A 22433-nucleotide genomic window follows, 5' to 3' on the forward strand; every position below is an offset into this window, starting at 1 on the left:
TGGGAGAGTAGGACGCCGCCGAACAATTCTTCTGAAGAACCCCCATCCGGGAATCCCGGATGGGGGTTCTTCGCGTTTCCGGGGCGTTTTCGGGCGGTCAGAGCTGGAGCTTGAACCCGACGTGCGAGGCGACGAACCCGAGGCGCTCGTAGAAGCGGTGCGCGTCTGCTCGCGTCGCGTCGGAGGTCAGCTGGACGAGGACGGCGCCGATGTCGCGGGAGCGGTCGACGGCCCACCGGATCAGCTCGGTGCCCAGTCCGCTGCCGCGTTCGTCGGCGTGGACGCGGACGCCCTCGATGATCGTGCGGGTGGCACCGGCCCGGGAGAGGCCTGGGACGACGGTGAGTTGCAGAGTGCCGACGGTGCGGCCGGCCCGGTCGGCGACGACCAGGTGCTGGTGCGGGTCGCCGTCGATGCGGGCGAACGCGGCGCGGTAGGGGGTGAGGTCGTCGGGGCTCTCGCGGGTGGCGCCCAGCGGGTCGTCGGCGAGCATGGCCACGATCGCCGGCAGGTCGTCGGCGGTGGCTCGTCGGATCGTCAGAACAGCCGTTTCGGTCATGATCGGAGACTAGGAGTGTGCTGTCTGCCGTGCCAAGCCCTGTCTGCGCCCGTAGCACCCCTTCACGGCCCTTCTGAAGGGCCGTGAGACCCCACCCGGCGTCACTCCCCGGCCTTGGCACTGGTGATGACGGCGAGGACGGCCCCGTGCGGGTCGGCCAGCTGGGCCAGGCGGCCGACGCCGTGCACGTCCATGGGCGGGATCCGCACGGTCGCGCCGAGGGTGCCGGCGATGGCGAGGCCGGCGTCGACGTTGGGGACCTCGAAGTAGGGGAGCCAGTGCGAGGTGGTGCCGCGCGCGGTGTGCTCGGGGCCGAGCTGCATGATGCCGCCGTGGGCGTCGTCGGTGCCGCCGCCGGACGGGGTGAGGACGGTGTACATCGCCTCGCCGAGCGGGACGTCCTGCTCCTGCCAGTCGAAGACGGCGCGGTAGAAGGACTTGGCGCGTTCGGCGTCGACGCTGTAGCACTCGGTCCAGCAGAGGCTGCCCTCCTCGGTGACGAGGTCCAGGCCGCGGTTGGCGTGCGGCTGCCAGACCGCGAAGTCGGCGCCGGTCGGGTCGGTGTAGCCGGCCATCCGGCCCGCGGTGAAGACGTCGAAGGGGGCGAACCGGACGCGTCCGCCGGACTGTTCGACCAGTGCGGTGGTGCGGTCGGCGTCGTCGGTGGCGAAGTAGAGCGCCCAGCCGGGAGGGGGGTCCTCCTCGATGAGCGGGCCGAGGGCGGCGACGGTCCGGCCGTCGAGCTTGAAGAAGCCGTACCCGCCGGCCTCGGGACCGGCCGAGTCGAAGGTCCAGCCGAACAGCGCGGTGTAGAAGTCGACGGACGCCCGGGTGTCGGGGCTGCTCAGGTCGAGCCAGACCGGGGAACCGGGGCGGAAGTCGGTGTTGAGCATGGCGGCACTGCTCCTCGGACGGGGCCCGGGCGGGCGCGGTCGACGGCGGGTCCCCCTCGGTCTCTCCCAGCCTGGCACCTCGGCCGGGGCGGTGCACGGCAGGGGCCGGGGGCGGGGAAGGAGGCGGGCCTGCGGGTCTGTCGGCGCGGGGCGGTACGGTGCGTAGCGGAATGTTCCACCCGTACCGGTCGAAGGGGGTCCGGTGAGCAAGCAGGCGGCGCAGTCCGGGCAGCAGGTGCCGCTCCAGCTCGCACAGGTCGAGGGCGTGCTGGAGCGGATCACGTACGCCAACGAGGAGACCGGCTACACGGTCGCCCGGGTGGACACCGGCCGGGGCGCGAACGACCTGCTGACGGTGGTGGGCGCGCTGCTGGGGGCGCAGGTCGGCGAGTCGCTGCGGCTGCACGGCCGGTGGGGCTCGCACCCGCAGTACGGGCGGCAGTTCACGGTGGAGAACTACACGACGGTGCTGCCCGCGACGGTCCAGGGGATCCAGCGCTACCTGGGGTCGGGGCTGATCAAGGGGATCGGGCCGCGGTTCGCCGAGCGGATCGTGGAGCGCTTCGGGGCGGACACCCTGGAGGTGATCGAGAACGAGCCCGGCCGGCTGATCGAGGTGCCGGGGCTGGGGCCGAAGCGGACGAAGAAGATCGCGGCGGCCTGGGAGGAGCAGAAGGCCATCAAGGAGGTGATGGTCTTCCTGCAGGGGGTCGGGGTGTCCACCTCGCTGGCTGTGCGAATCTACAAGCAGTACGGCGACGCCTCGATCGGCGTGGTGCGGAACGAGCCCTACCGGCTGGCGTCGGACGTGTGGGGCATCGGCTTCCTGACGGCGGACCGGATCGCCCAGGCGGTGGGCATCCCGCACGACAGCCCGGAGCGGGTGAAGGCCGGCCTCCAGTACGCGCTGTCGCAGAGCACCGACCAGGGGCACTGCTTCCTGCCGGAGGAACGGCTGATCGCGGACGGCGTGAAGCTGCTCCAGGTGGACGTCGGGCTGGTGATCGACTGCCTGGCGGAGCTGGTGGCGGCCGAGGGGGTGGTGCGCGAGGCGGTGCCCGGGGAGGGCGGCCAGCCGGTCACGGCGGTGTACCTGGTGCCGTTCCACCGGGCGGAGATCTCGCTGGCCAACCAGTTGGCGCGGCTGCTGCGTGCGGACGAGGACCGGATGCCGTGGTTCGGGAACGTGGACTGGCCGGTGGCGCTGGAGTGGCTGGCCGGGCGGACGGGGGCCGAGCTGGCGCCGGAGCAGGAGCAGTCGGTGCGGCTGGCGCTGACCGAGAAGGTCGCGGTGCTGACGGGCGGCCCGGGCTGCGGCAAGTCGTTCACGGTGAAGTCGATCGTGGCGCTGGCGCTGGCGAAGCGGGCGAAGGTGGTGCTGGCGGCGCCGACCGGCCGGGCGGCGAAGCGGCTGGCGGAGCTGACCGGGGTGGAGGCCTCGACGGTGCACCGGCTGCTGGAGCTGAAGCCGGGCGGGGACGCCGCGTACGACCGGGACCGGCCGCTGGACGCGGACCTGGTGGTGGTCGACGAGGCCTCGATGCTGGACCTGATCCTGGCGAACAAGCTGGTCAAGGCCGTGCCGATGGGTGCTCACCTGCTGTTCGTGGGGGACGTGGACCAGCTTCCCTCGGTGGGTGCGGGGGAGGTGCTGCGGGACCTGCTGGCCGAGGGCGGGCCGGTCCCGTCGGTGCGGCTGACCAGGATCTTCCGGCAGGCGCAGCAGTCGGGCGTGGTGACCAACGCGCACCGGATCAACGAGGGCCGGCCGCCGCTGACGGACGGCCTGGCGGACTTCTTCCTGTTCGCCGAGGACGACGCGGAGCGGGCGGCCGGGCTGACGGTGGACGTGGTGGCGCGCCGGATCCCGCAGAAGTTCGGCTTCGACCCGCGCCGGGACGTGCAGGTGCTGGCGCCGATGCACCGCGGCCCGGCGGGCGCGGGGAACCTGAACACCCTGCTCCAGGCGGCCGTGACGCCGGCCAGGGAGGGGCTGGCCGAACGCCGTTTCGGCGGGCGGACGTTCCGGGTCGGGGACAAGGTCACGCAGATCCGCAACAACTACGACAAGGGGCGCAACGGCGTCTTCAACGGCACAGTGGGAGTGGTGACCGCCCTCGCCGTGGACGACCAGCGGCTGACCGTGCTCACCGACGAGGACGAGGAGGTGGAGTACGACTTCGACGAACTGGACGAGCTGGCCCACGCGTACGCGGTGACGATCCACCGCTCGCAGGGCAGCGAGTACCCGGTGGTGGTGATTCCGGTCACCATGTCCGCTTGGACGATGCTCCAGCGGAACCTGCTCTACACCGCCGTGACCAGGGCCAGGAAACTGGTGGTGCTGGTGGGGTCACGCAAGGCGATCGGGCAGGCCGTCCGGGCCGTCAGCGCAGGTCGGAGGCACACCGCGCTCGATCATCGGCTGGCAACTGGATGATTATCCAACGGGATGGTTGCCTCTAATGTTCTCTTGACGTGAAGAGATTTACGGCAGAGCCTAGGGTGGTGCCGATCTTGTCCGGTTCGTACCGGCTGCGGCGGCAGGTTTTGTAGGGGCGGGCCCTTTCGGGCCACCCCGGGTGCGCGACTGTCCTCCGGATGGGGGATGGTAGAGACAGTCAGGGCACCTTGGAAGAGGATTCATTTCGTCGGTGAGGAAGACGTGAGCGACAACTCGGTAGTACTGCGGTACCAGGACGGCGAGTACGAGTACCCCGTCGTCGAGAGCACTGCGGGCAACGCCGGCTTCGACATCTCGAAGCTGCTCCCGCAGACCGGCCTGGTCACCCTGGACAACGGCTTCGGTAACACCGCCGCGTACAAGTCCGCGATCACCTTCGTGGACGGTGACAACGGCATCCTGCGGTACCGCGGCTACCCGATCGAGCAGCTCGCCTCCGATGGCGGCTTCATCGAGACCGCGTACCTCCTGATCAACGGTGAGCTGCCCAACGCCGACCAGCTGGCGGAGTTCAACCGCGAGATCACCCAGCACACCCTGCTGCACGAGGACGTCAAGCGCTTCTTCCAGGGCTTCCCGCGGGACGCCCACCCGATGGCCATGCTGTCCTCGGTGGTCGGCGCGCTGTCCACGTTCTACCCGGAGAGCCACAACCCGTTCGACGCGGCCCAGCGCCACCTGTCGACCGTCCGCCTGCTCGCCAAGCTGCCGACGATCGCCGCGTACGCGTACAAGAAGGCGATGGGCCAGCCCTTCGTCTACCCGCGCAACGACCTGAGCTACGTCGAGAACTTCCTGCGGATGACCTTCGCCGTCCCCGCCGAGGACTACGAGCTCAACCCGGTCGTCGTCAACGCGCTCGACAAGCTGCTCATCCTGCACGCGGACCACGAGCAGAACTGCTCGACCTCCACGGTGCGCCTGGTCGGCTCCAGCCACGCCAACCTGTTCGCGTCGATCTCGGCCGGCATCTCGGCCCTGTGGGGCCCGCTGCACGGTGGCGCCAACCAGGCCGTGCTGGAGATGCTGGAGGGTATCCGCAAGGACGGCGGCGACGTCGACTCGTTCATCACGAAGGTGAAGAACAAGGAGGCCGGCGTCAAGCTGATGGGCTTCGGCCACCGGGTCTACAAGGCCTTCGACCCGCGCGCCGCCCAGGTCAAGATCCTCGCGCACGAGGTCCTCGGCCAGCTCGGCAAGAGCGACGAGCTGCTGGACATCGCGCTCAAGCTGGAGGAGCACGCCCTCAAGGACGACTTCTTCATCTCGCGCAAGCTGTATCCGAACGTGGACTTCTACACCGGCCTGATCTACCGCGCCATGGGCTTCCCGACCAGCATGTTCACCGTGCTGTTCGCCCTCGGCCGGCTGCCCGGCTGGATCGCCCACTGGCACGAGATGATCAACGACCCGACCAGCCGGATCGGCCGTCCGCGCCAGATCTACACCGGCACCGCGATCCGCGACTACGTCCCGCTGGACGCCCGCTGACCGTAGCGGAGCCGTCCACCGGCCCGCGCGGAAGCTGAGAGGGGCCCGGCCGCCTGAGCGGCCGGGCCCCTTCGCGTCCCGGTGCGCGGCCCCCGAGGGGGCCGCGCGGGAACGGAACCGTACGGCGCACGACTCCGGGGTCGGCCGCAGCCCGGGACGGCCGCTCAAAGCGTCCCTGGCCCGCCGGAACCCCGGCGTCGTGCGCGAAGGCCGTCGAACTCGACGACCGTTCCCGGGGCCCGCCGGAGCCCCGTCGGCGACAGTCGGTGGAAGGGCGGGGACACGTTGCCGTTCAGCGTGTCCCCGCCCACCGGAAAACTGCCGCACTACCAACCTAAGACGTATCGGGGTGTGAGAAGTTACGCCCGGGGGGTGTGAGCTGCCTCTCGCCACGCTCCGTGTGCGCGTCGTACCAGGCCCATATCACACGTTCACACGCGCGGGACGTCACCCTCCCCGCAGTCACGGCAACCGAGCGTGATAGGAATCGTGGCATTCCGGTACGGACCGTCGCGCACATTCGCCTCGCGACGGCGGAACTGGGGAGGGAGTGGGCTGATGGCCAGGAACGTCGTCGTCACCGGTGGTGGCACGGGAATCGGGTACGAAGTCGCGCGGCGGTTCGTCGAGGCCGGTGACCACGTGGTGATCGTGGGCCGCCGCCGGGAGGTCCTGGAGAAGGCCGCGGCCGACCTCGGGCCGAGCGTCACCCCGCTGGTGTGCGACCTCGCCGACCCGGACGCCGTCGAGGCCGCGCTCGCCGGACTGCCCGAGCGGATCGACGTCCTGGTCAACAACGCCGGCAGCCGGGAGACCGTGGTCGGCGGCGGGCCGCACGCCCTGCTGGCGCGCTGGCGCGGCGACTTCGAGCGGAACGTGCTGACCGTGGTGCTGCTCACCGAGTCGGTCCGCGACCGGCTCACCCCGGGCTCCGGCCGGGTGGTCACCGTCAGCTCCATCGCCGCCCTGCGCGGGGCCGGCTCGTACGGCGCGGCGAAGGCCTCGCTGCACGCCTGGAACCACTTCCTGGCCGCCCAGTTGGGCACCTCGGGCATCACCGCCAACATCGTCGCGCCGGGCACGGTCGCGGGCACCGAGTTCTTCGGGCCCAGGCTGGACGAGGCCGAGGTCGCCCGCCGGGCCGCCCGCACGCTGCTCGGGCGGATCGGCGAGGCCGGCGAGGTGGCGGCGGCGGTGTACTTCCTGGCCTCGCCCGAGGCCGGGTTCGTCACCGGCGAGATCCTGCACTGCAACGGCGGCGAGCTGCTGGGGCGTTGAGACACCCGAGCCGGTACGTACGGACGGCCCCGGACCGGCCCCGGTCCGGGGCCGTCGTGCGCGCCGGCTCAGGCGGGCCGGAAGCGGCGCAGCCGCAGGCTGTTGGTCACCACGAAGACCGAGGAGAAGGCCATCGCGGCCCCGGCGATCATCGGGTTGAGCAGGCCGGCCGCGGCCAGCGGGATCGCCGCCACGTTGTAACCGAAGGCCCAGAAGAGGTTGCCCCTGATGGTGCCGAGGGTGCGGCGGGAGAGCCGGATGGCGTCCGCCGCGGCCAACAGGTCGCCGCGGACCAGGGTGAGGTCGCCGGCCTCGATCGCGGCGTCGGTGCCGGTGCCCATCGCCAGACCCAGGTCGGCCTGGGCCAGGGCGGCCGCGTCGTTGACGCCGTCGCCGACCATCGCCACCACCCTGCCCTCGGCCTGGAGCCGCCTGACGGTGGCGACCTTCTCCTCGGGGAGCACCTCGGCGATCACGTCCGGTGCGGCGATGCCGACCTCGGCGGCGACCGCCTCGGCCACCGCCCGGTTGTCGCCGGTGAGCAGCACCGGGGTCAGGCCCAGGGCGCGCAGCCGGCCGACGGCCTCGGCGCTGGTCGGCCTGACCGCGTCGGCGACCTCCAGCAGCGCCCGCGCCTCGCCGTCCCAGCCGACCGCGACGGTGGTGCGGCCGGCCGCCTCGGCGGTGGCCTTGGCGCGGGCCAGGGAGGGCGGCAGGTGCTGCGCGCGGTCGGCGAGCAGGGCCTCGCGCCCGGCGACCACCGTGCGGCCCGCCACGACCCCCTGCACGCCCCGCCCGGGGACGTTGCGGAAGTCCTCGACGGCGGGCAGCCCGCCCGCCCCGGCGGCGGCCTCGGTGGCGGCCTCGGCGATCGCCCGGGCGATCGGGTGCTCGGAGGCGTGTTCGACGGCACCGGCCAGGCGCAGCGCCTCGGCCTCGTCCACGCCCTCGGTGGTGTGCACCGCGAGCAGGGCCATCCGGCCGGTGGTGACGGTGCCGGTCTTGTCCAGCACGACGGTGTCCACCGTGCGGGTCGTCTCCAGCACCTCGGGGCCCTTGATCAGGATGCCGAGCTGGGCGCCGCGGCCGGTGCCGACCATCAGCGCGGTCGAGGTGGCCAGGCCGAGGGCGCACGGGCAGGCGATGATCAGCACGGCGACGGAGGCGGTGAAGGCCTCGGTGGGGCTGTCGGTGGCCAGCAGCCAGACCACCAGGGTGGCCAGGGCGATCAGGATGACGACCGGGACGAAGACGGCGGAGATCCGGTCGGCCAGCCGCTGGGCGGCGGCCTTGCCGTTCTGGGCCTCCTCGACCAGCCGGGCCATCCGGGCCAGCCGGGTGTCCGCGCCGACCCTGGTGGCCTCGACCACCAGGCGCCCGCCCGCGTTGACGGTGGCGCCGGTGACGGCGTCGCCGACGGTGACCTCGACCGGGACGGACTCGCCGGTGAGCATCGAGGCGTCCACGGCGGAGCCGCCCTCGACCACCACGCCGTCGGTGGCGATCGTCTCGCCGGGGCGGACCACGAAGCGGGTGCCGACCGTCAGCCGGTCCACCGGCAGCCGTACCTCCCGCCAGGCCGGTCGCCCACCGCCACCCTTGTCCGAGGGCGCTTCGCGCTCACCCCCCTCGTACTGGAGGACCGCGACGTCCTTGGCGCCGAGGTCGAGCAGGGCGTGCAGCGCGGCGCCGGCCCGGCGCTTGGAGCGGGCCTCCAGGTAGCGGCCGAGCAGGATCAGCACGGTGACGGCGGCGGCGGTCTCCAGGTAGAGCGTCGAGGAGGGGTCGGTGTCGCCGACGGACAGCGAGAAGTCGTGGTGCGTTCCCGGCAGGCCGGCGCGGCCCCCGAAGAGCGCCCAGCAGGACCAGCCGAAGGCGGCCAGGGTGCCGAGCGAGACCAGGGTGTCCATGGTGGCGGCGCCGTGCCGGAGGTTGGTCCAGGCCGCGCGGTGGAAGGGCAGGCCGCCGTAGACCACGACCGGGCCGGTGAGCGCGAAGGCCAGCCACTGCCAGTCGGTGAACTGGAGGGCGGGGACCATCGACAGCAGGACCACGGGGACGGCGAGGACGGTGCTGATCAGCAGCCGGTCGCGGTGGGGGTGCCCCGGGCCGGATTCGGGCGGGGCCGTGGCGGAGGCCGGTTCGGGGGCGGCCGGCGGCGGGGGGAGCTCGGCGGTGTAGCCGGTGCGCTCGACCGTGGCGATCAGGTCCTCCACCGTGGTCCCGTGGCCGAAGTCGACCCTGGCCTTCTCGGTGGCGAAGTTGACGGTCGCCTCGACGCCGTCCATCCGGTTGAGCTTCTTCTCGATCCGGGCCGCGCAGGAGGCGCAGGTCATCCCGCCGATCGACAGCTCGACCCGGTCCCGGGCTCCGACGTCCGGGGCGGACGTGCTCATGCGGATCAGCTCCTTGCTGCGGGTGGACGGCGGGGGACGCTCCGGCGGCCCCCGCCGCACCGGGTGGTTCAGGCGCTGCGGCCGACCAGCTCGTAGCCGGCCTCGTCGATCGCGGCGCGCACCTGCTCGTCGTCCAACGGGGCGGCGGAGGAGATCGTCACGGTACCGGCGCCGGAGTCGGCGGCGACCTCGGTGACCCCGGCCAGGGCGGAGACCTCCTCGCTGATCGCCTTCTCGCAGTGGCCGCAGCTCATGCCGGACACGGTGTAGGTGATGGTGCTGGACATCGGGGCCTCCGGGAGGTCTGGGCGTCCGGGCGGTCGCCCGGGGTGCGGTGTCGGCGCTGTCCCTCTGTTCGACACCATACCCATCGGGGGTATTCCCGGGAGTGGTGGGGGGTGCTTCACATCGTAGGGACCCGGGGCCGGTCGGGCCTCGTCCGTGATCGTCCCTTATGTTCGGTATGTGTTTCCGCCCCACCGCGCCCAGTCACCCTCGGCTCCCAAGGCAGCCGGACTGCCGCCGGACCGGCAGCGCGGCGCCCTGCTCGCCGCCGACCTCCAGGACGTCCCGTTCTGGCGGCGGGCCACGCCCGCGCTGGTCGCCGTCCTGCTGGTCTCGCTGGCGGACTTCCTGTCCGGCCAGGACCGCTACCTGGCCCCGCTGATGACCGTGGTGCCGACGGTCGCGGCGCTCACCCTGAAGCCCCGCGAACTGCTCCTGGTCTGCTCGCTCGGGCTGCTCGCGGTGTTCGGGCTCAGCCACCACGACCAGGTCGACAACATCAACGACGCCCGCTTCCTGTACGGGGCGATGATCAGCTACGTCGTGCTGACGCTGTTCTCGGCCTGGGTCGCCAAGGTCCGGATGCGGCGCGCGGCGGCCTTCGCGGCCGTCAGCTCCGTCGCCGAGGCCGCCCAGCGGGCGCTGCTGCGGCTGCCCGGGCCCGCGGTCGGGCCGCTGCGGCTCGCGGTGCGGTACGTGTCGGCGGCGGACGCCTCGCGGATCGGCGGGGACCTGTACTCGGTGCTGGAGACGCCGCACGGCACCCGGGTCGCGGTCGGGGACGTCCGGGGCAAGGGGCTGGCGGCGGTGCAGACCGCGGCCGTGGTGCTGGGCGCGTTCCGCGAGGCGGCGTACGACGAGGCCGGGCTGCGGGGCGTCGCCGCGCGGATCGAGGCCAGTGTCGAACGGCACGTGCCGGACGGGGAGTTCACCACGGCGCTGTTCGCGGAGTTCCGCACCCCGGGGGCGATGGAGCTGCTCCAGTACGGGCACGTGCCGCCGATCCGGGTGGACGGCGAGGGGCGGGCATACGTGCTGCACGCGCCGGACCCGTGGGTGCCGCTCGGGCTCGGCCGGCTGGCGGCGGGGGAGCCGAGCACCTGGGGGCTGCCGTTCGGGGCGGAGGACGTGCTGGTGCTCTGCACGGACGGGGTGATCGAGGCGCGGCACCGGGTGAGTGGGGAGTTCTATCCGCTGGCGGAGCGGGTCGGACCGCTGGTGCGGGGAGCCTCGCGCTCGGCGGGGGAGCTGGAGGCTGCCGTGGGGCGGGTGTACGCGGACCTGCTGGCGCACACGGGTGGGGAGCTACGGGACGACGCGCTGCTGTTGCTGATCGCGCGGACGGACGGGTGAGGGAGACGCTTCCGGGCGGGCGCGCCCCGAACGGTTCGCCGGGCTGCGGCGGGGCCCGGCGAACCGCGTGAGGAGGGGGAGGGCTCAGCCCGCGGTGACGTCCGCGAGGGCGCGGAAGACGAGGGCGGTGGAGGTGGCGCCCGGGTCCTGGTGGCCGACGCTGCGTTCGCCGAGGTAGGAGGCGCGGCCCTTGCGGGCCTGGAGGGGGACGGTGTCACGGGCGCCCTGTTCGGCGGCGTCGGCGGCCGCCGCGGCGGCTCCCGGGAGGCCCGCCCCGGCCGCCGCCGCGGCACGGAAGGCGGCGACGGCCGGGGTCCAGGCGTCCACGATCGTCTTGTCGCCGGTTTCGGCCTTGCCGAGGAGGCGGACGGCGTCCAGCCCGGCCGACAGGGCCTCGGCGAGCGTGGCCGGGTCCGCCGGTTCCGGCAGGGCGGCGCCGATGGCCCGGAAGGCCTTGCCGTAGAGCGGCCCCGAGGCGCCGCCGACCTTGGAGATGAGGGTGGTGCCGGTCTTGGTGAGGACGGCGCCGGGGCCGGCCGGCCGGAGGCCGTCCAGGGCGGCCAGCGCGGCGGTGAAGCCGCGCTGGAGGTTGCTGCCGTGGTCGCCGTCGCCGATCGCGGAGTCCAGCTCGGTGAGCCGGGACTGCTCCTTCTCGACGGCCGCGGCGATCGTGCGGATCCACGCCTCGGCCGCCGGGGCGTCGAACTCGTCGAACTGCCGGATGTCGGGGTCCATCGGGTCTCCTTCGGCTCAGCGCTTGAGGGCGGGGGTGTCGACGGGCGCGTCCCAGAGTTCCAGCAGCTGGGTGTCGGCCTTGGTGAGGGTGAGCGAGAAACCCGCCATGTCGAGGCTGGTGACGTAGTTGCCGACCAGGCTGCGGGCCACCGTGATGCCGTGTTCGGCGAGCTTGGCGGCGACCTCGCCGTAGACCACGTACAGCTCCAGCAGCGGGGTCGCGCCGAGGCCGTTGAGCAGGGCGATCACCTCGTCGCCCGGGGTCAGGTGGTGGTCGGTCAGGATGGTCTCGACCACCTCGGCGGCCAGTTCGCGGGCCGGGCGGAGCTTCTCGCGGCGGCGCCCGGGCTCGCCGTGGATGCCGACGCCGACCTCGATCTCGTCCTCGGGCAGGTCGAAGCCGGGCTTGCCGGCGGCCGGGACGGTGGCCGCGGTGAGCGCGACGGCGAAGCTGCGGGAGGCGGCGTTGACCCGCTCGCCCAGGGCGGCCACCTCGTCCAGCGGGGCGCCGCGCTCGGCCAGCGCGCCGGCGGTCTTCTCGACCAGGACGGTCGCGCCGGTGCCCCGGCGCCCGGCCGTCCAGGTGGAGTCCTCGACCGCGACGTCGTCGTTGACCAGGACGGTGCGGACCTCCAGGCCCTCCTCGGCGGCGAGTTCGGCGGCGAGCTCGAAGTTCATCACGTCGCCGGTGTAGTTCTTCACCACGAACACCACGCCGGCGCCGGTCTCCACGGCCTTGGCGGCGGCCAGCATCTGGTCGGGGACGGGGGAGGTGAACACCTCGCCCGGGCAGGCGGCGTCGAGCATGCCGGGGCCGACGAAGCCGCCGTGCAGCGGCTCGTGGCCGGAGCCGCCGCCGGAGATCACCGCGACCTTGGGCCCGGCCGGGCGGACGGCCCTGGTGATCACCCGGTTGGGGACGTCCACCGCCAGCTCCGGGTGGGCGGCGGCGATGCCGGCCAGCGCGTCCTCCAGGACGCTCTCCGGGGTGTTGATCAGCTTCTTCAACGTTCTTCGCTCCCTCTACCGCGGCGGACGCTGCTGCCCCGACGCTACGCCAGACGGGGGTGCCGGGCACGGGGTGCGACACGCGGGATTCCGATCACCCTCCCGGAGTACCCGGTTCCGGCCTTAGGGTCGGCCGCATGAGTGACAACGTGGGCATTGTTCTGGTCTCGCACAGCGCCCGGCTCGCCGAGGGGCTGCGCGAGCTGCTCGGCGAACTCGCCTCGGACGGCGTACGGGTGGTCGTCGCGGGCGGCACCGAGGACGGCGGGCTCGGCACCAGCTACGACCTGATCGCCGCGGCGGTCGGGCAGGCCGACGCCGGGGCGGGCGTGGTCGTGCTGCCGGACCTCGGCAGCTCGGTGCTGACCGCCGTCACGGTGCTGGAGGACGAGCCGCGCCCGGGCGTGCGGCTGGTGGACGCGCCGTTCGTGGAGGGCGCGGTGGCCGCCGCCGTCACCGCCTCGACCGGGGCGGCGCTGGCCGAGGTGGTCGCGGCGGCCGAGGACGCCCGCTCCTTCCGGAAGCTGTAGCCGCCGCCCGGCAGCCGTGGCTGCGTGGCGTCCGCGGCTGCTCGGCGGCTGCGGTTACCTGGCGGCTGCGGCTATTTGGCGTCCGCGTAGCAGTCCACCACCGCGGTGCTGAGCGGGAAGCGCACCGGGGTGTCGCCGAACACCAGCCGGCTGGCCTCGTCGGCCGCCCCGGCGACGGTGGCGGCCACCTCGTCGGCGAGGTTGGCCGGCGTGTGCACCATCACCTCGTCGTGCTGGAAGAACACCAGGTGCGGGCGGTCCGCCGGGCCGGCCGCCGGAAGTTCGTTCAGCCGCCGGCGCAGTGCCGCGAGCAGGGCCAGGGCCCAGTCGGCGGCGCTGGCCTGGATGACGAAGTTGCGGGTGAACCGGCCGCGGGCGCGGGCGGTGCGGCCGCCGGCCTCGCCCGCGGTGTCGGCCTCGGTGAGGTCGAGGAAGTCGTCGGAGGCCGGCGGGCAGACCCGGCCGAGCCTGGAGGCGACCACGCCGCCGTCCTCGCCGGTGCGGGCGGCGGCCTCGACGTAGCCCATCGCGGCCGGGTAGTTGCGGCGCAGGGTGTTCAGCAGCGGGCCGATGTCGCCGCTGGTCTGCCCGTACATGGCGCCGAGCAGGCCCAGCTTGGCCTTGTCCCTGTCCCCCTGGAAGGCGCTGGCGGCGAGCGCCTCGTACAGGTCGCCGCCGGCGGCGGTGCGGGCCAGTCCGGCGTCCTGGGAGAGCGCGGCGAGCACCCGGGGCTCCAGCTGGGCGGCGTCGGCGACCACCAGCAGCCAGCCGGGGTCGGCGACCACGGCCCGGCGCAGGATGCGCGGGATCTGGAGGGCGCCGCCGCCGCGGCTGGCCCAGCGGCCGGAGACCACGCCGCCGACCACGTACTCGGGCCGGAACCGGCCGCCGCGCGCCCAGGCGTCCTGCCAGGCCCAGCCGTGCGCGACGTGGATCCTGGACAGCTCCTTGTAGCGGACCAGCAGCCGCGCCGCCGGGTGGTCGATGCCCTTGAGCTCCCAGGAGCGGGTGGAGCCGAGCTGGATGCCCGCCTCGGCGAAGGCCCGCAGCACCTGGGTGTGCGAGTCGGGGTTGAACGGCTTGGCGCCGAGGGCCCGGTGGAGTTCGACGGCGAGTTCGGCGAGGACCCTGGGCTGGGTCCCGGCGACGGCAGGGCGGGGGCCGAGCAGCTCGGTCAGCAGCCCGTCGTGGACGTCGGCGCGCCAGGGCAGGCCGTCGTGGGCGATCTCGGCGGCCACCAGGGCGCCGGCCGACTCGGCGGCGGCCAGCAGCCGGAACCGCTGCCGGGCCGCGGGGTCGGCGATGGCGGCGATCCGGCGCTGCTGCTCGGCGTGCACGGCCACCACGGCGGCCAGCGGGTCGGCGCCGGGCGGCAGTTGCAGCCGGTCGGGGGCGAAGAGGGTGTCCTGCCCGTCGTCCGCGTCGGCGAGCCCGGGCTCGGGCAGGTCCTCGGGGACGGGAAGCCCGCGCAGCCTGCACCAGGCGGCGCCGAGCGAGCGCGGTGCGCCGAACCGGCCCTCGTGGCCCAGCAGCAGCGCCTCGACCAGCCGCAGGTCGTGGCAGCGGGCGAGCCGCTCGGGCAGGCGCGGCAGCAGCGGGGCGTACCCGGAGTCGGCGGCGGCCCAGACCCAGCGGGGGCGGTCGGCGGCCTCCCTGGCGCCGACGGCGGCGGCGAGGTCCCGGACGGCCTCCGGCGGGCCGAGCGGGCCGCCCGCGTCGTCCAGCGGCTGGAGCCGGCCGCCGGGGCCGTGCGGATCGGGCGCGAGGGCGGTCCTGGGTGCCACGGGGGCTGCTCCTCTCCGGCGCGCGGTCGGGCGTGCGGGGACGGGGACGGGGGTGCGGGCCCGCGGGCGGGCCGGCCGCGGCCCCGTGACCGACGGGTCCGCGGCGTCGACGTTAGCCGGTGGGTACGACAACGGGGTGCCGGGAGGCTCCGGCAACGGTGGGTAAAGCCCGTGGGCAGGGCCGGGGACACGGCGTATGGTTCGCGAAATGACCGAGAACCCGTTCTTCCAGGCCAGCTCGCTGGTCTACGAGCTCCCGCCGTTCGCCGAGATCCGCGAGGAGCACTACCTGCCCGCGTACGAGCGGGGGATGGCCGACCAGCTGGCCGAGATCGCGGCGATCACCGCGGACCGGAGCCTGCCGACCTTCGAGAACACCCTGGTGGCCCTGGAGCGCTCCGGGGAGCTGCTGCGCCGGGTCGACGCGGTGTTCCGCAACCAGTCGTCCTCGGACACCACCGACGTGCTGGACGAGGTGGAGGCGAAGGTGAGCCCGCTGCTCGCCGCCCACCACGACGCGATCCACCTGGACCGCGCGCTGTTCGCCCGGATCGAGGCGCTGCACGGGGACCGCGCCGGGCTCGGCCTGGACCCGGAGTCGCTGCGGCTGCTGGAGCGCTGGTACACCGCGTTCGTGCGCTCCGGCGCCCGGCTGGGCGCGGCCGAGCAGGCCAGGCTGCGCGAGCTGAACGCCGAACTCGCCGCGCTCGGCACCACCTTCCAGCAGAACGTGAACGCCGCCACCCGGGCCGCCGCGCTGGTCCTGGACTCCGCCGAGGAGCTGGCCGGGCTGTCCGAGGGCGCGATCGCCGGGGCGGCGGAGAACGCCCGGGTGCTCGGCCGCCCGGGCAGGTACGTGCTGAGCCTGCGGAACACCTCAGGCCAGTCCGAGCTGGCGCAGCTCACCGACCGCTCGGTGCGTGAGCGGCTGCTGGCCGCCTCGCTCGGCCGGGGCGTCGAGGCGAACGGCCCGCTGGCGATCCGCACCGCCGCGCTGCGCGCCGAGCGGGCCGCGCTGCTCGGGTACCCGAGCCACGCCGCGTACGTGGTGGCGGACGAGACGGCCGGCACCGTCGAGGCGGTCTCCGCCCTGCTGTCCAGGCTGGTCGGCCCGGCGGTGGCGATGGCCCGCAGGGAGGCCGGGGAGCTGGCCGCGGCGGCGGCCGCGGACGGGATCGACGAGATCGCCGCGCACGACTGGGCGTACTACTCGGAGAAGGTGCGGCAGAGCTCCTACCAGGTGGACGCGGCGGGGCTGCGCCCGTACTTCGAACTGGAGCGGGTGCTGCGGGACGGCGTGTTCTTCGCCGCGAACCTGGCGTACGGGCTGAGCTTCACCGAGCGGCCGGACCTGACGGCCCACCACCCGGACGCCCGGGTCTTCGAGGTGTCCGAGGAGGACGGCAACGCGCTGGGCCTGTTCATCGGCGACTTCCACGCCAGGGCGTCCAAGCGCGGCGGCGCCTGGATGGACGCGCTGGTGGCCCAGTCCGGGCTGACCGGGCAGCGGTCGGTGGTACTGAACAACCTCAACATCCCGCACCCGGCGCCCGGCGAGCCGGCGCTGATGGACTGGGACGAGGTGCGCACGCTGTTCCACGAGTTCGGGCACGCGCTGCACGGGCTGTTCTCGGACGTCCGCTACCCGCTGTTCTCGGGCACCTCGGTGCCCCGGGACTTCGTCGAGTTCCCCTCGCAGGTCAACGAGATGTGGATGGTCAGGCCCGAGGTGCTGGCGAACTACGCCCGCCACCACGAGACCGGGGAGCCGCTGCCGGCCGAGCTGGTCGAGCGGATGACGGCGGCCGAGGGCTTCGGGCAGGGCTTCCGGACGGTGGAGTACCTGGCGGCCACGCTGCTGGACTGGGCCTGGCACACCGTGCCGGCGGACGAGCTGGGCACGGACGCCGAGGCGTTCGAGGCGCGGGCGCTCGCGGCGGCCGGGATCGCGGTGGACGCGATCCCGCCGCGCTACCGGACGGCGTACTTCCAGCACGTCTTCGCCAGCGGCTACAGCGCCGCGTACTACGCGTACATCTGGTCGGAGGTGCTGGACGCCGACACCGTGCAGTGGTTCGAGGGCAACGGGCGGCCGGTGCGGGAGAGCGGCGAGCTGTTCCGGCGCGAGCTGCTGGCGCGCGGGTTCAGCCGGGACCCGCTGGAGTCCTTCCGCGCGGTGGTCGGCCGGGCTCCGGAGACCGGGCCGCTGCTGGTCCGCCGGGGGCTGGCGTAGGCGGCGTCACCGCGTCGTGAGGGTGACCGTCACGGCCGTGCCCGGGCGGGTGCGCGGGAGCCGGACGCGTACGGTTCCCGCGCGCCCGTCCGCCGGCTGCTCGACCTCGGCCCGGGCGCCGGCGGGGGAGACGGCGACGTCGGCGCCGTGCGGGAACGCGGCCGGGGGGAGCAGGAGTTCGCCGGCGCGTCCGGTGCCGTCGGAGCGCCAGCGCACGGTGGCGCCGTCGGCGCGGACCTCGGTGCGGACGTCCGTTCCCGCGACGGCCACCGGGTACGGGCCGAAGACGGGCCCGTCGCCGGGCGCGGGGTGTCCGGCCGGGTCGAGCGCGCAGTAGCCGCCGTCGCCCCGGCACCAGTACCACATCGTCCAGCCCTCGGCGAAGCCGTCCATCGCGGCGACCTGACGGCGGACCAGCTCGGTGTTGCCGGGCCTGCGGGAGTCCGGCGGGCCCCACTCGCCGACCAGGACGGGCAGCCGGTGGGCGGCGGGGTAGCCGGTGACCGCGGCGGTGTACCGCTCCACGAAGCCGCCGGCCGGGTCCCAGTCGGCGCCGTTCTCGACCGCCGTGTCGTAGAAGTGCGGCGCGTAGCCGAGCCTGGCGGCGCCGGGGCGCGGGTCGGTGAAGCCGGGCAGGTGGGTGGGCACGCCCTGGCCGACCAGGACGGTCGGCTCCACGAACAGCCAGGCGCGGGAGTCGGAGCGGCGCACGGCGTCGATCAGCCGGCGGTACATGCCGGCGAGCCTGCCCTCCTCCAGGGCGGCGGAGGCGGCGGCCAGCACGGCCGGGTCGCCCGGGTCGCCGTCCACCGGTCCGAACGGCTCGTTGAACAGGTCGTAGCCCAGCAGTGAGCGGTGGCCGCGCAGTTCGCGGGCCAGCCGGGTGTAGAAGTCGGCCTGCCAGGCGCGCAGGTCGGGGTCGTCGTAGAGGTGGCGGAAGGCGGCCTGAACGGCGGGCTGGAAGTAGCCGGCGAACCAGTCGTCCGGGTCCGGGGTGAAGGGCAGCCCGTCGTCCCGGGTGGCCCAGGCGGGGATGCCGTTGCTGCCGCCGAGGAACTTCGGCCCGTAGACGTCCTGGTGGAAGTCGATCAGGACCAGCAGGCCCAGGCGGTCGGCCCGGTCGAGGAGCCGCTGGATCCGGCGCAGTTCGGCGGGGTCGAGGCGGCCGCGCCCGGGCTCCAGCCTGGTCCAGGAGACCGGCAGCCGGACCAGGGTGAAGCCCTGGGCGGCGACGGAGTCGAGGTCGGCGGGGGTGGCCTCGGCGTACTTGTCGAGGTTGAAGCCGCGCAGGCCGAGGCGGCGGCCCTGGGCGTCGGTGAGCGCGGTGCGGCCTTCGGCGGCGGTGACCGTGCCGGTGGGGAAGCGGTCCGCCGGCCCGCCGTGGGCGGAGGCCTGGGCCGAGGCCTCGGCGGAGGCGGGGACGGCGGTGAAGACGGCGGTGGCGGCGAGCAGCAGGGCGACGGCGGTGCGGCGCAGGCGCATCGGGGACCTCGCACGGCGGGGGGTGGGGTGGGCCCGATGATGCCCGGACTGCCGCGCACGGCACAAGAGTTCGGTCGGCGCGGGTCGGCGCGGGTCGGCGCGGGTCGGCCTGGTGGCCGGTTCGGTCGGGGGCCGGTTCGGCCTGGCGGCCGGTTCAGTCGGCGGACGGTTCGGGCGCGGGCGGCAGGACGGCGGTCGGCAGTTCGGCGGCGGCGGCCAGCCGGCCCCAGAGCAGGTCGGCCAGCGCCTGCACCATCCGGGTGCGCGAGCAGGGCCTGGCCTCCAGCCACCAGTCCCCGGCGGCCAGCACCATGCCGGTGATGCCCCGGCCCCAGGCCTCGGCGAGCAGGTCGCGGTCGGCGCCGAGGTCGACCTGGCTCTGCACGGCCCGGGTGATCTCCTCGGCGATCTGCCTGAGCGCGGGGGCGAGCGCGTTGCCGGCGCCGCTCGGGTCGCCCGGCTCGGGGTGGGTGAGCAGCCGGTAGACCTGGGGGCGGGCCTCGATCCCGGCGAGATAGGTGTCCAGCACGTGCTCGACCCGGTCGCGGCGCTCCAGCGGCTCGGCGAGGGCGGCCCTGACGGCGGCCAGCAGACCGCCGGTGTGACGTTCGGTCAGGGCTCTGATCAGGCCGTTCCGGTCGCCGAAGTGGCGGTAGAGGATCGGCTTGGTGATGCCGGCCTCGGCGGCGATGGCGTTCATGCTCGCGCCTGGACCCTCCCGCTGGATGACCCGGTCGGCGGCGTTGAGCAGCTGCTCGCGGCGGGGCTCTCGGGACATGCGGTGCTCCTCGGGATCGGGTTCTGCGGGGTCTGCCAGGGCGTTGACACCGGTTACCAATCAGTAGCAGACTCCGACGATGTTACCGGCGGTAACACCACGGTCGGCCGCACACGTCTTCGGAGGCAAGCACCATGAGCAGCACGTTCTCGATGGACCCGGGCGCGGACCAGCTGGCCGTACGCGACTGGCTGCACGGCTTCGCCGCCGACGTGATGCGACCGGCCGCGGCCGAGTGGGACGAGCGCGAGGAGACCCCCTGGCCGGTCATCCAGGAGGCCGCCAAACTGGGCATCTACTCGCTGGACTTCTACGCCCAGCAGTACTTCGACCCCTCCGGTGTCGGCATCCCGATCGCGATGGAGGAGCTGTTCTGGGGCGACGCGGGCATCGGGCTGTCCATCGTCGGCACCACCCTGGCCGCCGTCGCGGTGCTGGCCAACGGCACCGACGAGCAGATCGGCACCTGGACCCCGCAGATGTTCGGCACCCCGGAGGACGTCAGGGTCGCCGCCTTCTGCTCCTCCGAGCCGGACGCCGGCTCCGACGTCTCCGCGCTGCGCACCCGGGCGGTGTACGACGAGGCGAGGGACGAGTGGGTGCTCGACGGCGCCAAGACCTGGGCCACCAACGGCGGGATCGCCGCCGTCCACGTGGTGGTCGCCACCGTCGACCCGGAGCTCGGCGCGAAGGGCCAGGCCTCCTTCGTCGTCCCGCCGGGCACCCCGGGGCTGAGCCAGGGCCAGAAGTTCAAGAAGCACGGCATCCGCGCCTCGCACACCGCCGAGGTGGTGCTGGACGGCGTCCGGGTGCCCGGCGGCTGCCTGCTCGGCGGCAAGGAGAAGCTGGACGAGCGGCTGGCCCGGGCCCGCGAGGGGGTCAGCCGGCAGGGCGGCAGGGGCAACGCGGCGATGGCCACCTTCGAGGCCTCGCGTCCGGCCGTCGGCGCGCAGGCGATCGGCATCGCCAGGGCCGCGTACGAGGTGGCGCTGGACTACGCGAAGACCCGCGAGCAGTTCGGCCGGCCGATCATCGACAACCAGGGCGTGGCCTTCCAGCTCGCCGACATGAGGACCAGGATCGACGCGGCCAGGCTGCTGGTGTGGCGGGCCTCCTGGATGGCGGTCGGCAACCGGCCGTTCACCGCGGCCGAGGGCTCGATGTCCAAGCTCTACGCGGGCGAGACCGCGAAGTACGTGACGGCGCAGGCGATGCAGATCCTCGGCGGCAACGGCTTCACCCGGGAGTACCCGGTGGAGCGGATGCACCGGGACAGCGCGATCTACTCGATCTTCGAGGGGACCAGCGAGATCCAGCGGCTGGTGATCGCCCGGGCGATCTCGGGGATGCCGATCCGCTAGCCGGGGCGGTCGGGCGGTCGGGCGGTCGGGCGGGCGCCGGTTCGGGCCGGTCCGCCGAGCCCGGGCCCCCGCCGTGCCGCCCGGAGCCGGGCCCGGCTCAGAACCGGGCGGGGCGGCCCTCCATGAAGGCGGCCAGGCCCTCGCGGACGTCCGAGCCCTCCCGGGAGCGGAGCAGCCAGGGTGCCAGGGCCTCGGCCGCGTGCTCGGGCGGGGCGTTCAGGACGGCCTTGGCCCCGCCGATGGTGTGGGTCGAACGGCGGGTCAGCAGCCGGGCGAAGTCCAGCGCGGCGGCGTCCAGTTCGGCGTCCGGCAGGACGCGCTCGGCCAGACCCAGCGGCAGCGCCTCCCGGCCGCTCACCAACTCGCCGGAGAACAGCAGGTACTTGGCCCTGGCCGGGCCGACCAGGCGGCCCAGCCGTACGGTCGGCACCTCCCAGTAGACCACCCCGAGCTTGGCCGGGGTGATCCCGATCCGGGCGTCCTCGGCGACGAACCGCAGGTCGCAGGCGACGGCCAGCTGGCAGCCGCCGCCGACGCAGGCGCCGTGCACCACGGCGAGGGTCGGGCGGGGGAAGGCCGCCAGTGCCTCCTCGGCGGCGACGTTGACCGCGTGGTAGGCCTGCGCGCTGTCCGGATCGCCGTAGGCCTCGGCGAGTTCGGCGATGTCCGCGCCCGCGCTGAAGGTGTTGTCCGCGCCGGTGAGCAGCAGGACGCGCACCCCCTCGTGCTCGGCCAGCTGCCGCAGCACCTTGGGCAGTGCCTGCCAGATGGCCAGGGTCACCGCGTTGCGGCGGTGCGGGCGGGCGAACTCCAGCACCGCGACGCCGTCGTCGCCGACGTACGCGTTGAGGCCCTCGGCCTGTGCGGGCAGGGCGGAGCGGTCCCGCGTGAGCAGCGGCTGGTCCATGCGCACCTCCGGTCGGTCGTGGTGCGCCAACTCTCTCAGGCGGTGCGGGTGCAGTAGTCACCGAGGCCCTGTTCGACCAGGGCGAAGGCGCGGTGGGCCTGGTCGAGGGCGACGGGCAGGGCGTCCGCGGCGCGCCCGCCGGCCAGCATCCGGCGCTGGTTGTCGGCGGTCAGGGTCAGCTGGGCGGCGAGCAGTTGGGCGGCGGCGACCCTGGCGGTGAGCTCGTCGTGGGCCGGATCCTGGGCGAGCAGTTCGGTGGCCAGCAGGGTCTGGGTCTGCTGGCCGAAGCCGGCGGTGGCGCGCATGAGCAGGGCCGGGGTCTGGTGGATCACCCGGACCACGTCGAGGACGATCGGGTCGTCGCTGAGCCCGGTGGAGGGGTCGAACCTCCGCAGTGCGGCCAGGTAGTGGGTGCGCAGGGCCGCGACCGCCGAGGTGCCGGGGGCGCGCTCGCGCACCACCCGGGCCGGCTCGTCGAGGTGCTGCTCCATCGGGCCCATGACCAGGTCTTCCTTGCTGGGGAAGTAGTTGAAGACGGTCATCTTGGACACCTCGGCGGCGGCCGCGATCTCGGCCACCGGGACCTGGTCGAAGCCGCGTTCGGCGAACAGCCCGATGGCGGTGCGCCAGAGCCGGAGGCCGGTCTGGATCTTCTTGCGCTCCCGCAGCGGGAGCGCGTCGAGGTCGTGGCCGGCGTCGAATCCAGGGTGGGTCGCCATGGTGGGACTGTATCAGGAACAATGATTGACCAAGCTTAAGGATTGACCAGGTATAAAAATCCTGCCATGGTGGTGCCGGGCCCGCCGGATCCCACCGGTCCGGCCCGAACTCCACGGACCCAGGGGGGACTTGACCATGGCGATCGCCGAACCGAGGACAGCGGACCGGCCACCGTC

The 22433-nt window shown here is 73.9% G+C and carries 18 protein-coding genes; 7 read left to right on the forward strand and 11 right to left on the reverse strand.

What is annotated here, in order from left to right; genetic code table 11:
* Positions 1-97 precede the first annotated feature (97 nt).
* On the reverse strand, positions 98-559 hold the full coding sequence (locus ACIQOW_RS28660; protein ID WP_401089721.1) for a GNAT family N-acetyltransferase: 462 nt from the start codon (positions 557-559) through the stop codon (positions 98-100).
* Positions 560-660: 101 nt separating this feature from the next.
* The gene (locus ACIQOW_RS28665; protein WP_401089723.1) at positions 661-1452 is read right to left on the reverse strand and encodes a VOC family protein; all 792 of its coding nucleotides are present in this window, start codon (positions 1450-1452) and stop codon (positions 661-663) included.
* Positions 1453-1654: 202 nt separating this feature from the next.
* Here ACIQOW_RS28665 and ACIQOW_RS28670 point away from each other — a divergent pair, with 202 nt between their 5' ends.
* The 3 genes from ACIQOW_RS28670 (at position 1655) to ACIQOW_RS28680 (ending at position 6685) form a co-directional block, all read left to right on the forward strand.
* Positions 1655-3892: an ATP-dependent RecD-like DNA helicase gene (locus tag ACIQOW_RS28670; RefSeq protein ID WP_401089725.1), complete on the forward strand. Its 2238-nt coding sequence runs from the start codon at positions 1655-1657 to the stop codon at positions 3890-3892.
* Between the two features lie 225 nt (positions 3893-4117).
* Positions 4118-5407, forward strand: coding sequence for a citrate synthase (locus ACIQOW_RS28675; protein WP_401089727.1), 1290 nt, complete (start codon positions 4118-4120; stop codon positions 5405-5407).
* A 558-nt stretch (positions 5408-5965) separates the two neighbouring features.
* The gene (locus tag ACIQOW_RS28680; RefSeq protein WP_188300406.1) at positions 5966-6685 is read left to right on the forward strand and encodes an SDR family NAD(P)-dependent oxidoreductase; all 720 of its coding nucleotides are present in this window, start codon (positions 5966-5968) and stop codon (positions 6683-6685) included.
* A gap of 68 nt (positions 6686-6753) precedes the next feature.
* Here the strand turns inward: ACIQOW_RS28680 and ACIQOW_RS28685 are convergent, their stop codons facing one another.
* Both ACIQOW_RS28685 and ACIQOW_RS28690 read right to left on the reverse strand, forming a co-directional pair.
* Positions 6754-9081, reverse strand: a complete 2328-nt coding sequence (locus tag ACIQOW_RS28685) for a heavy metal translocating P-type ATPase (RefSeq protein ID WP_401089728.1) — start codon at positions 9079-9081, stop codon at positions 6754-6756.
* A 68-nt stretch (positions 9082-9149) separates the two neighbouring features.
* Complete coding sequence (locus ACIQOW_RS28690) at positions 9150-9368, reverse strand: heavy-metal-associated domain-containing protein (RefSeq protein WP_188295516.1); 219 nt, start codon at positions 9366-9368, stop codon at positions 9150-9152.
* Positions 9369-9546: 178 nt separating this feature from the next.
* On the opposite strand from ACIQOW_RS28690, the gene ACIQOW_RS28695 reads away from it, so the two are divergent.
* On the forward strand, positions 9547-10719 hold the full coding sequence (locus ACIQOW_RS28695; RefSeq protein ID WP_401089731.1) for a PP2C family protein-serine/threonine phosphatase: 1173 nt from the start codon (positions 9547-9549) through the stop codon (positions 10717-10719).
* Positions 10720-10803: 84 nt separating this feature from the next.
* Here the strand turns inward: ACIQOW_RS28695 and dhaL are convergent, their stop codons facing one another.
* The gene (gene dhaL / locus ACIQOW_RS28700; protein WP_401089733.1) at positions 10804-11454 is read right to left on the reverse strand and encodes a dihydroxyacetone kinase subunit DhaL; all 651 of its coding nucleotides are present in this window, start codon (positions 11452-11454) and stop codon (positions 10804-10806) included.
* Between the two features lie 15 nt (positions 11455-11469).
* Positions 11470-12462, reverse strand: a complete 993-nt coding sequence (gene dhaK, locus ACIQOW_RS28705) for a dihydroxyacetone kinase subunit DhaK (RefSeq protein ID WP_401089735.1) — start codon at positions 12460-12462, stop codon at positions 11470-11472.
* Between the two features lie 137 nt (positions 12463-12599).
* Here dhaK and dhaM point away from each other — a divergent pair, with 137 nt between their 5' ends.
* The gene (dhaM, locus tag ACIQOW_RS28710; protein WP_401089737.1) at positions 12600-12992 is read left to right on the forward strand and encodes a dihydroxyacetone kinase phosphoryl donor subunit DhaM; all 393 of its coding nucleotides are present in this window, start codon (positions 12600-12602) and stop codon (positions 12990-12992) included.
* Positions 12993-13063: 71 nt separating this feature from the next.
* Here the strand turns inward: dhaM and ACIQOW_RS28715 are convergent, their stop codons facing one another.
* Positions 13064-14776 carry a bifunctional 3'-5' exonuclease/DNA polymerase gene (locus ACIQOW_RS28715; protein ID WP_401089739.1) on the reverse strand — a complete coding sequence of 571 codons (1713 nt, stop codon included), beginning with the start codon at positions 14774-14776 and terminating at the stop codon, positions 13064-13066.
* Between the two features lie 208 nt (positions 14777-14984).
* Here ACIQOW_RS28715 and ACIQOW_RS28720 point away from each other — a divergent pair, with 208 nt between their 5' ends.
* Positions 14985-17009, forward strand: a complete 2025-nt coding sequence (locus tag ACIQOW_RS28720) for a M3 family metallopeptidase (protein ID WP_401089741.1) — start codon at positions 14985-14987, stop codon at positions 17007-17009.
* Between the two features lie 6 nt (positions 17010-17015).
* Here ACIQOW_RS28720 and ACIQOW_RS28725 read toward each other — a convergent pair whose 3' ends face one another.
* Positions 17016-18491 (reverse strand): cellulase family glycosylhydrolase, encoded by a 1476-nt coding sequence (locus ACIQOW_RS28725; RefSeq protein ID WP_401089743.1) that lies wholly within the window; start codon positions 18489-18491, stop codon positions 17016-17018.
* Positions 18492-18645: 154 nt separating this feature from the next.
* Entirely contained in the window at positions 18646-19269 is a 624-nt protein-coding gene (locus tag ACIQOW_RS28730) for a TetR family transcriptional regulator (RefSeq protein WP_401089745.1), read from the reverse strand.
* 134 nt (positions 19270-19403) lie between these two features.
* Here ACIQOW_RS28730 and ACIQOW_RS28735 point away from each other — a divergent pair, with 134 nt between their 5' ends.
* Complete coding sequence (locus ACIQOW_RS28735) at positions 19404-20630, forward strand: acyl-CoA dehydrogenase family protein (RefSeq protein ID WP_401089747.1); 1227 nt, start codon at positions 19404-19406, stop codon at positions 20628-20630.
* A gap of 97 nt (positions 20631-20727) precedes the next feature.
* On the opposite strand, the gene ACIQOW_RS28740 is transcribed toward ACIQOW_RS28735, so the two are convergent.
* Both ACIQOW_RS28740 and ACIQOW_RS28745 read right to left on the reverse strand, forming a co-directional pair.
* A complete protein-coding gene (locus tag ACIQOW_RS28740) occupies positions 20728-21537 on the reverse strand; it encodes an enoyl-CoA hydratase/isomerase family protein (RefSeq protein ID WP_401089749.1) in 810 nt (269 codons plus the stop codon).
* 35 nt (positions 21538-21572) lie between these two features.
* Positions 21573-22256 (reverse strand): TetR family transcriptional regulator, encoded by a 684-nt coding sequence (locus tag ACIQOW_RS28745; RefSeq protein WP_401089751.1) that lies wholly within the window; start codon positions 22254-22256, stop codon positions 21573-21575.
* Positions 22257-22433 lie beyond the last annotated feature (177 nt).

This window comes from Kitasatospora sp. NPDC091335, assembly GCF_044757205.1.
Classification (GTDB): Bacteria; Actinomycetota; Actinomycetes; order Streptomycetales; family Streptomycetaceae; genus Kitasatospora.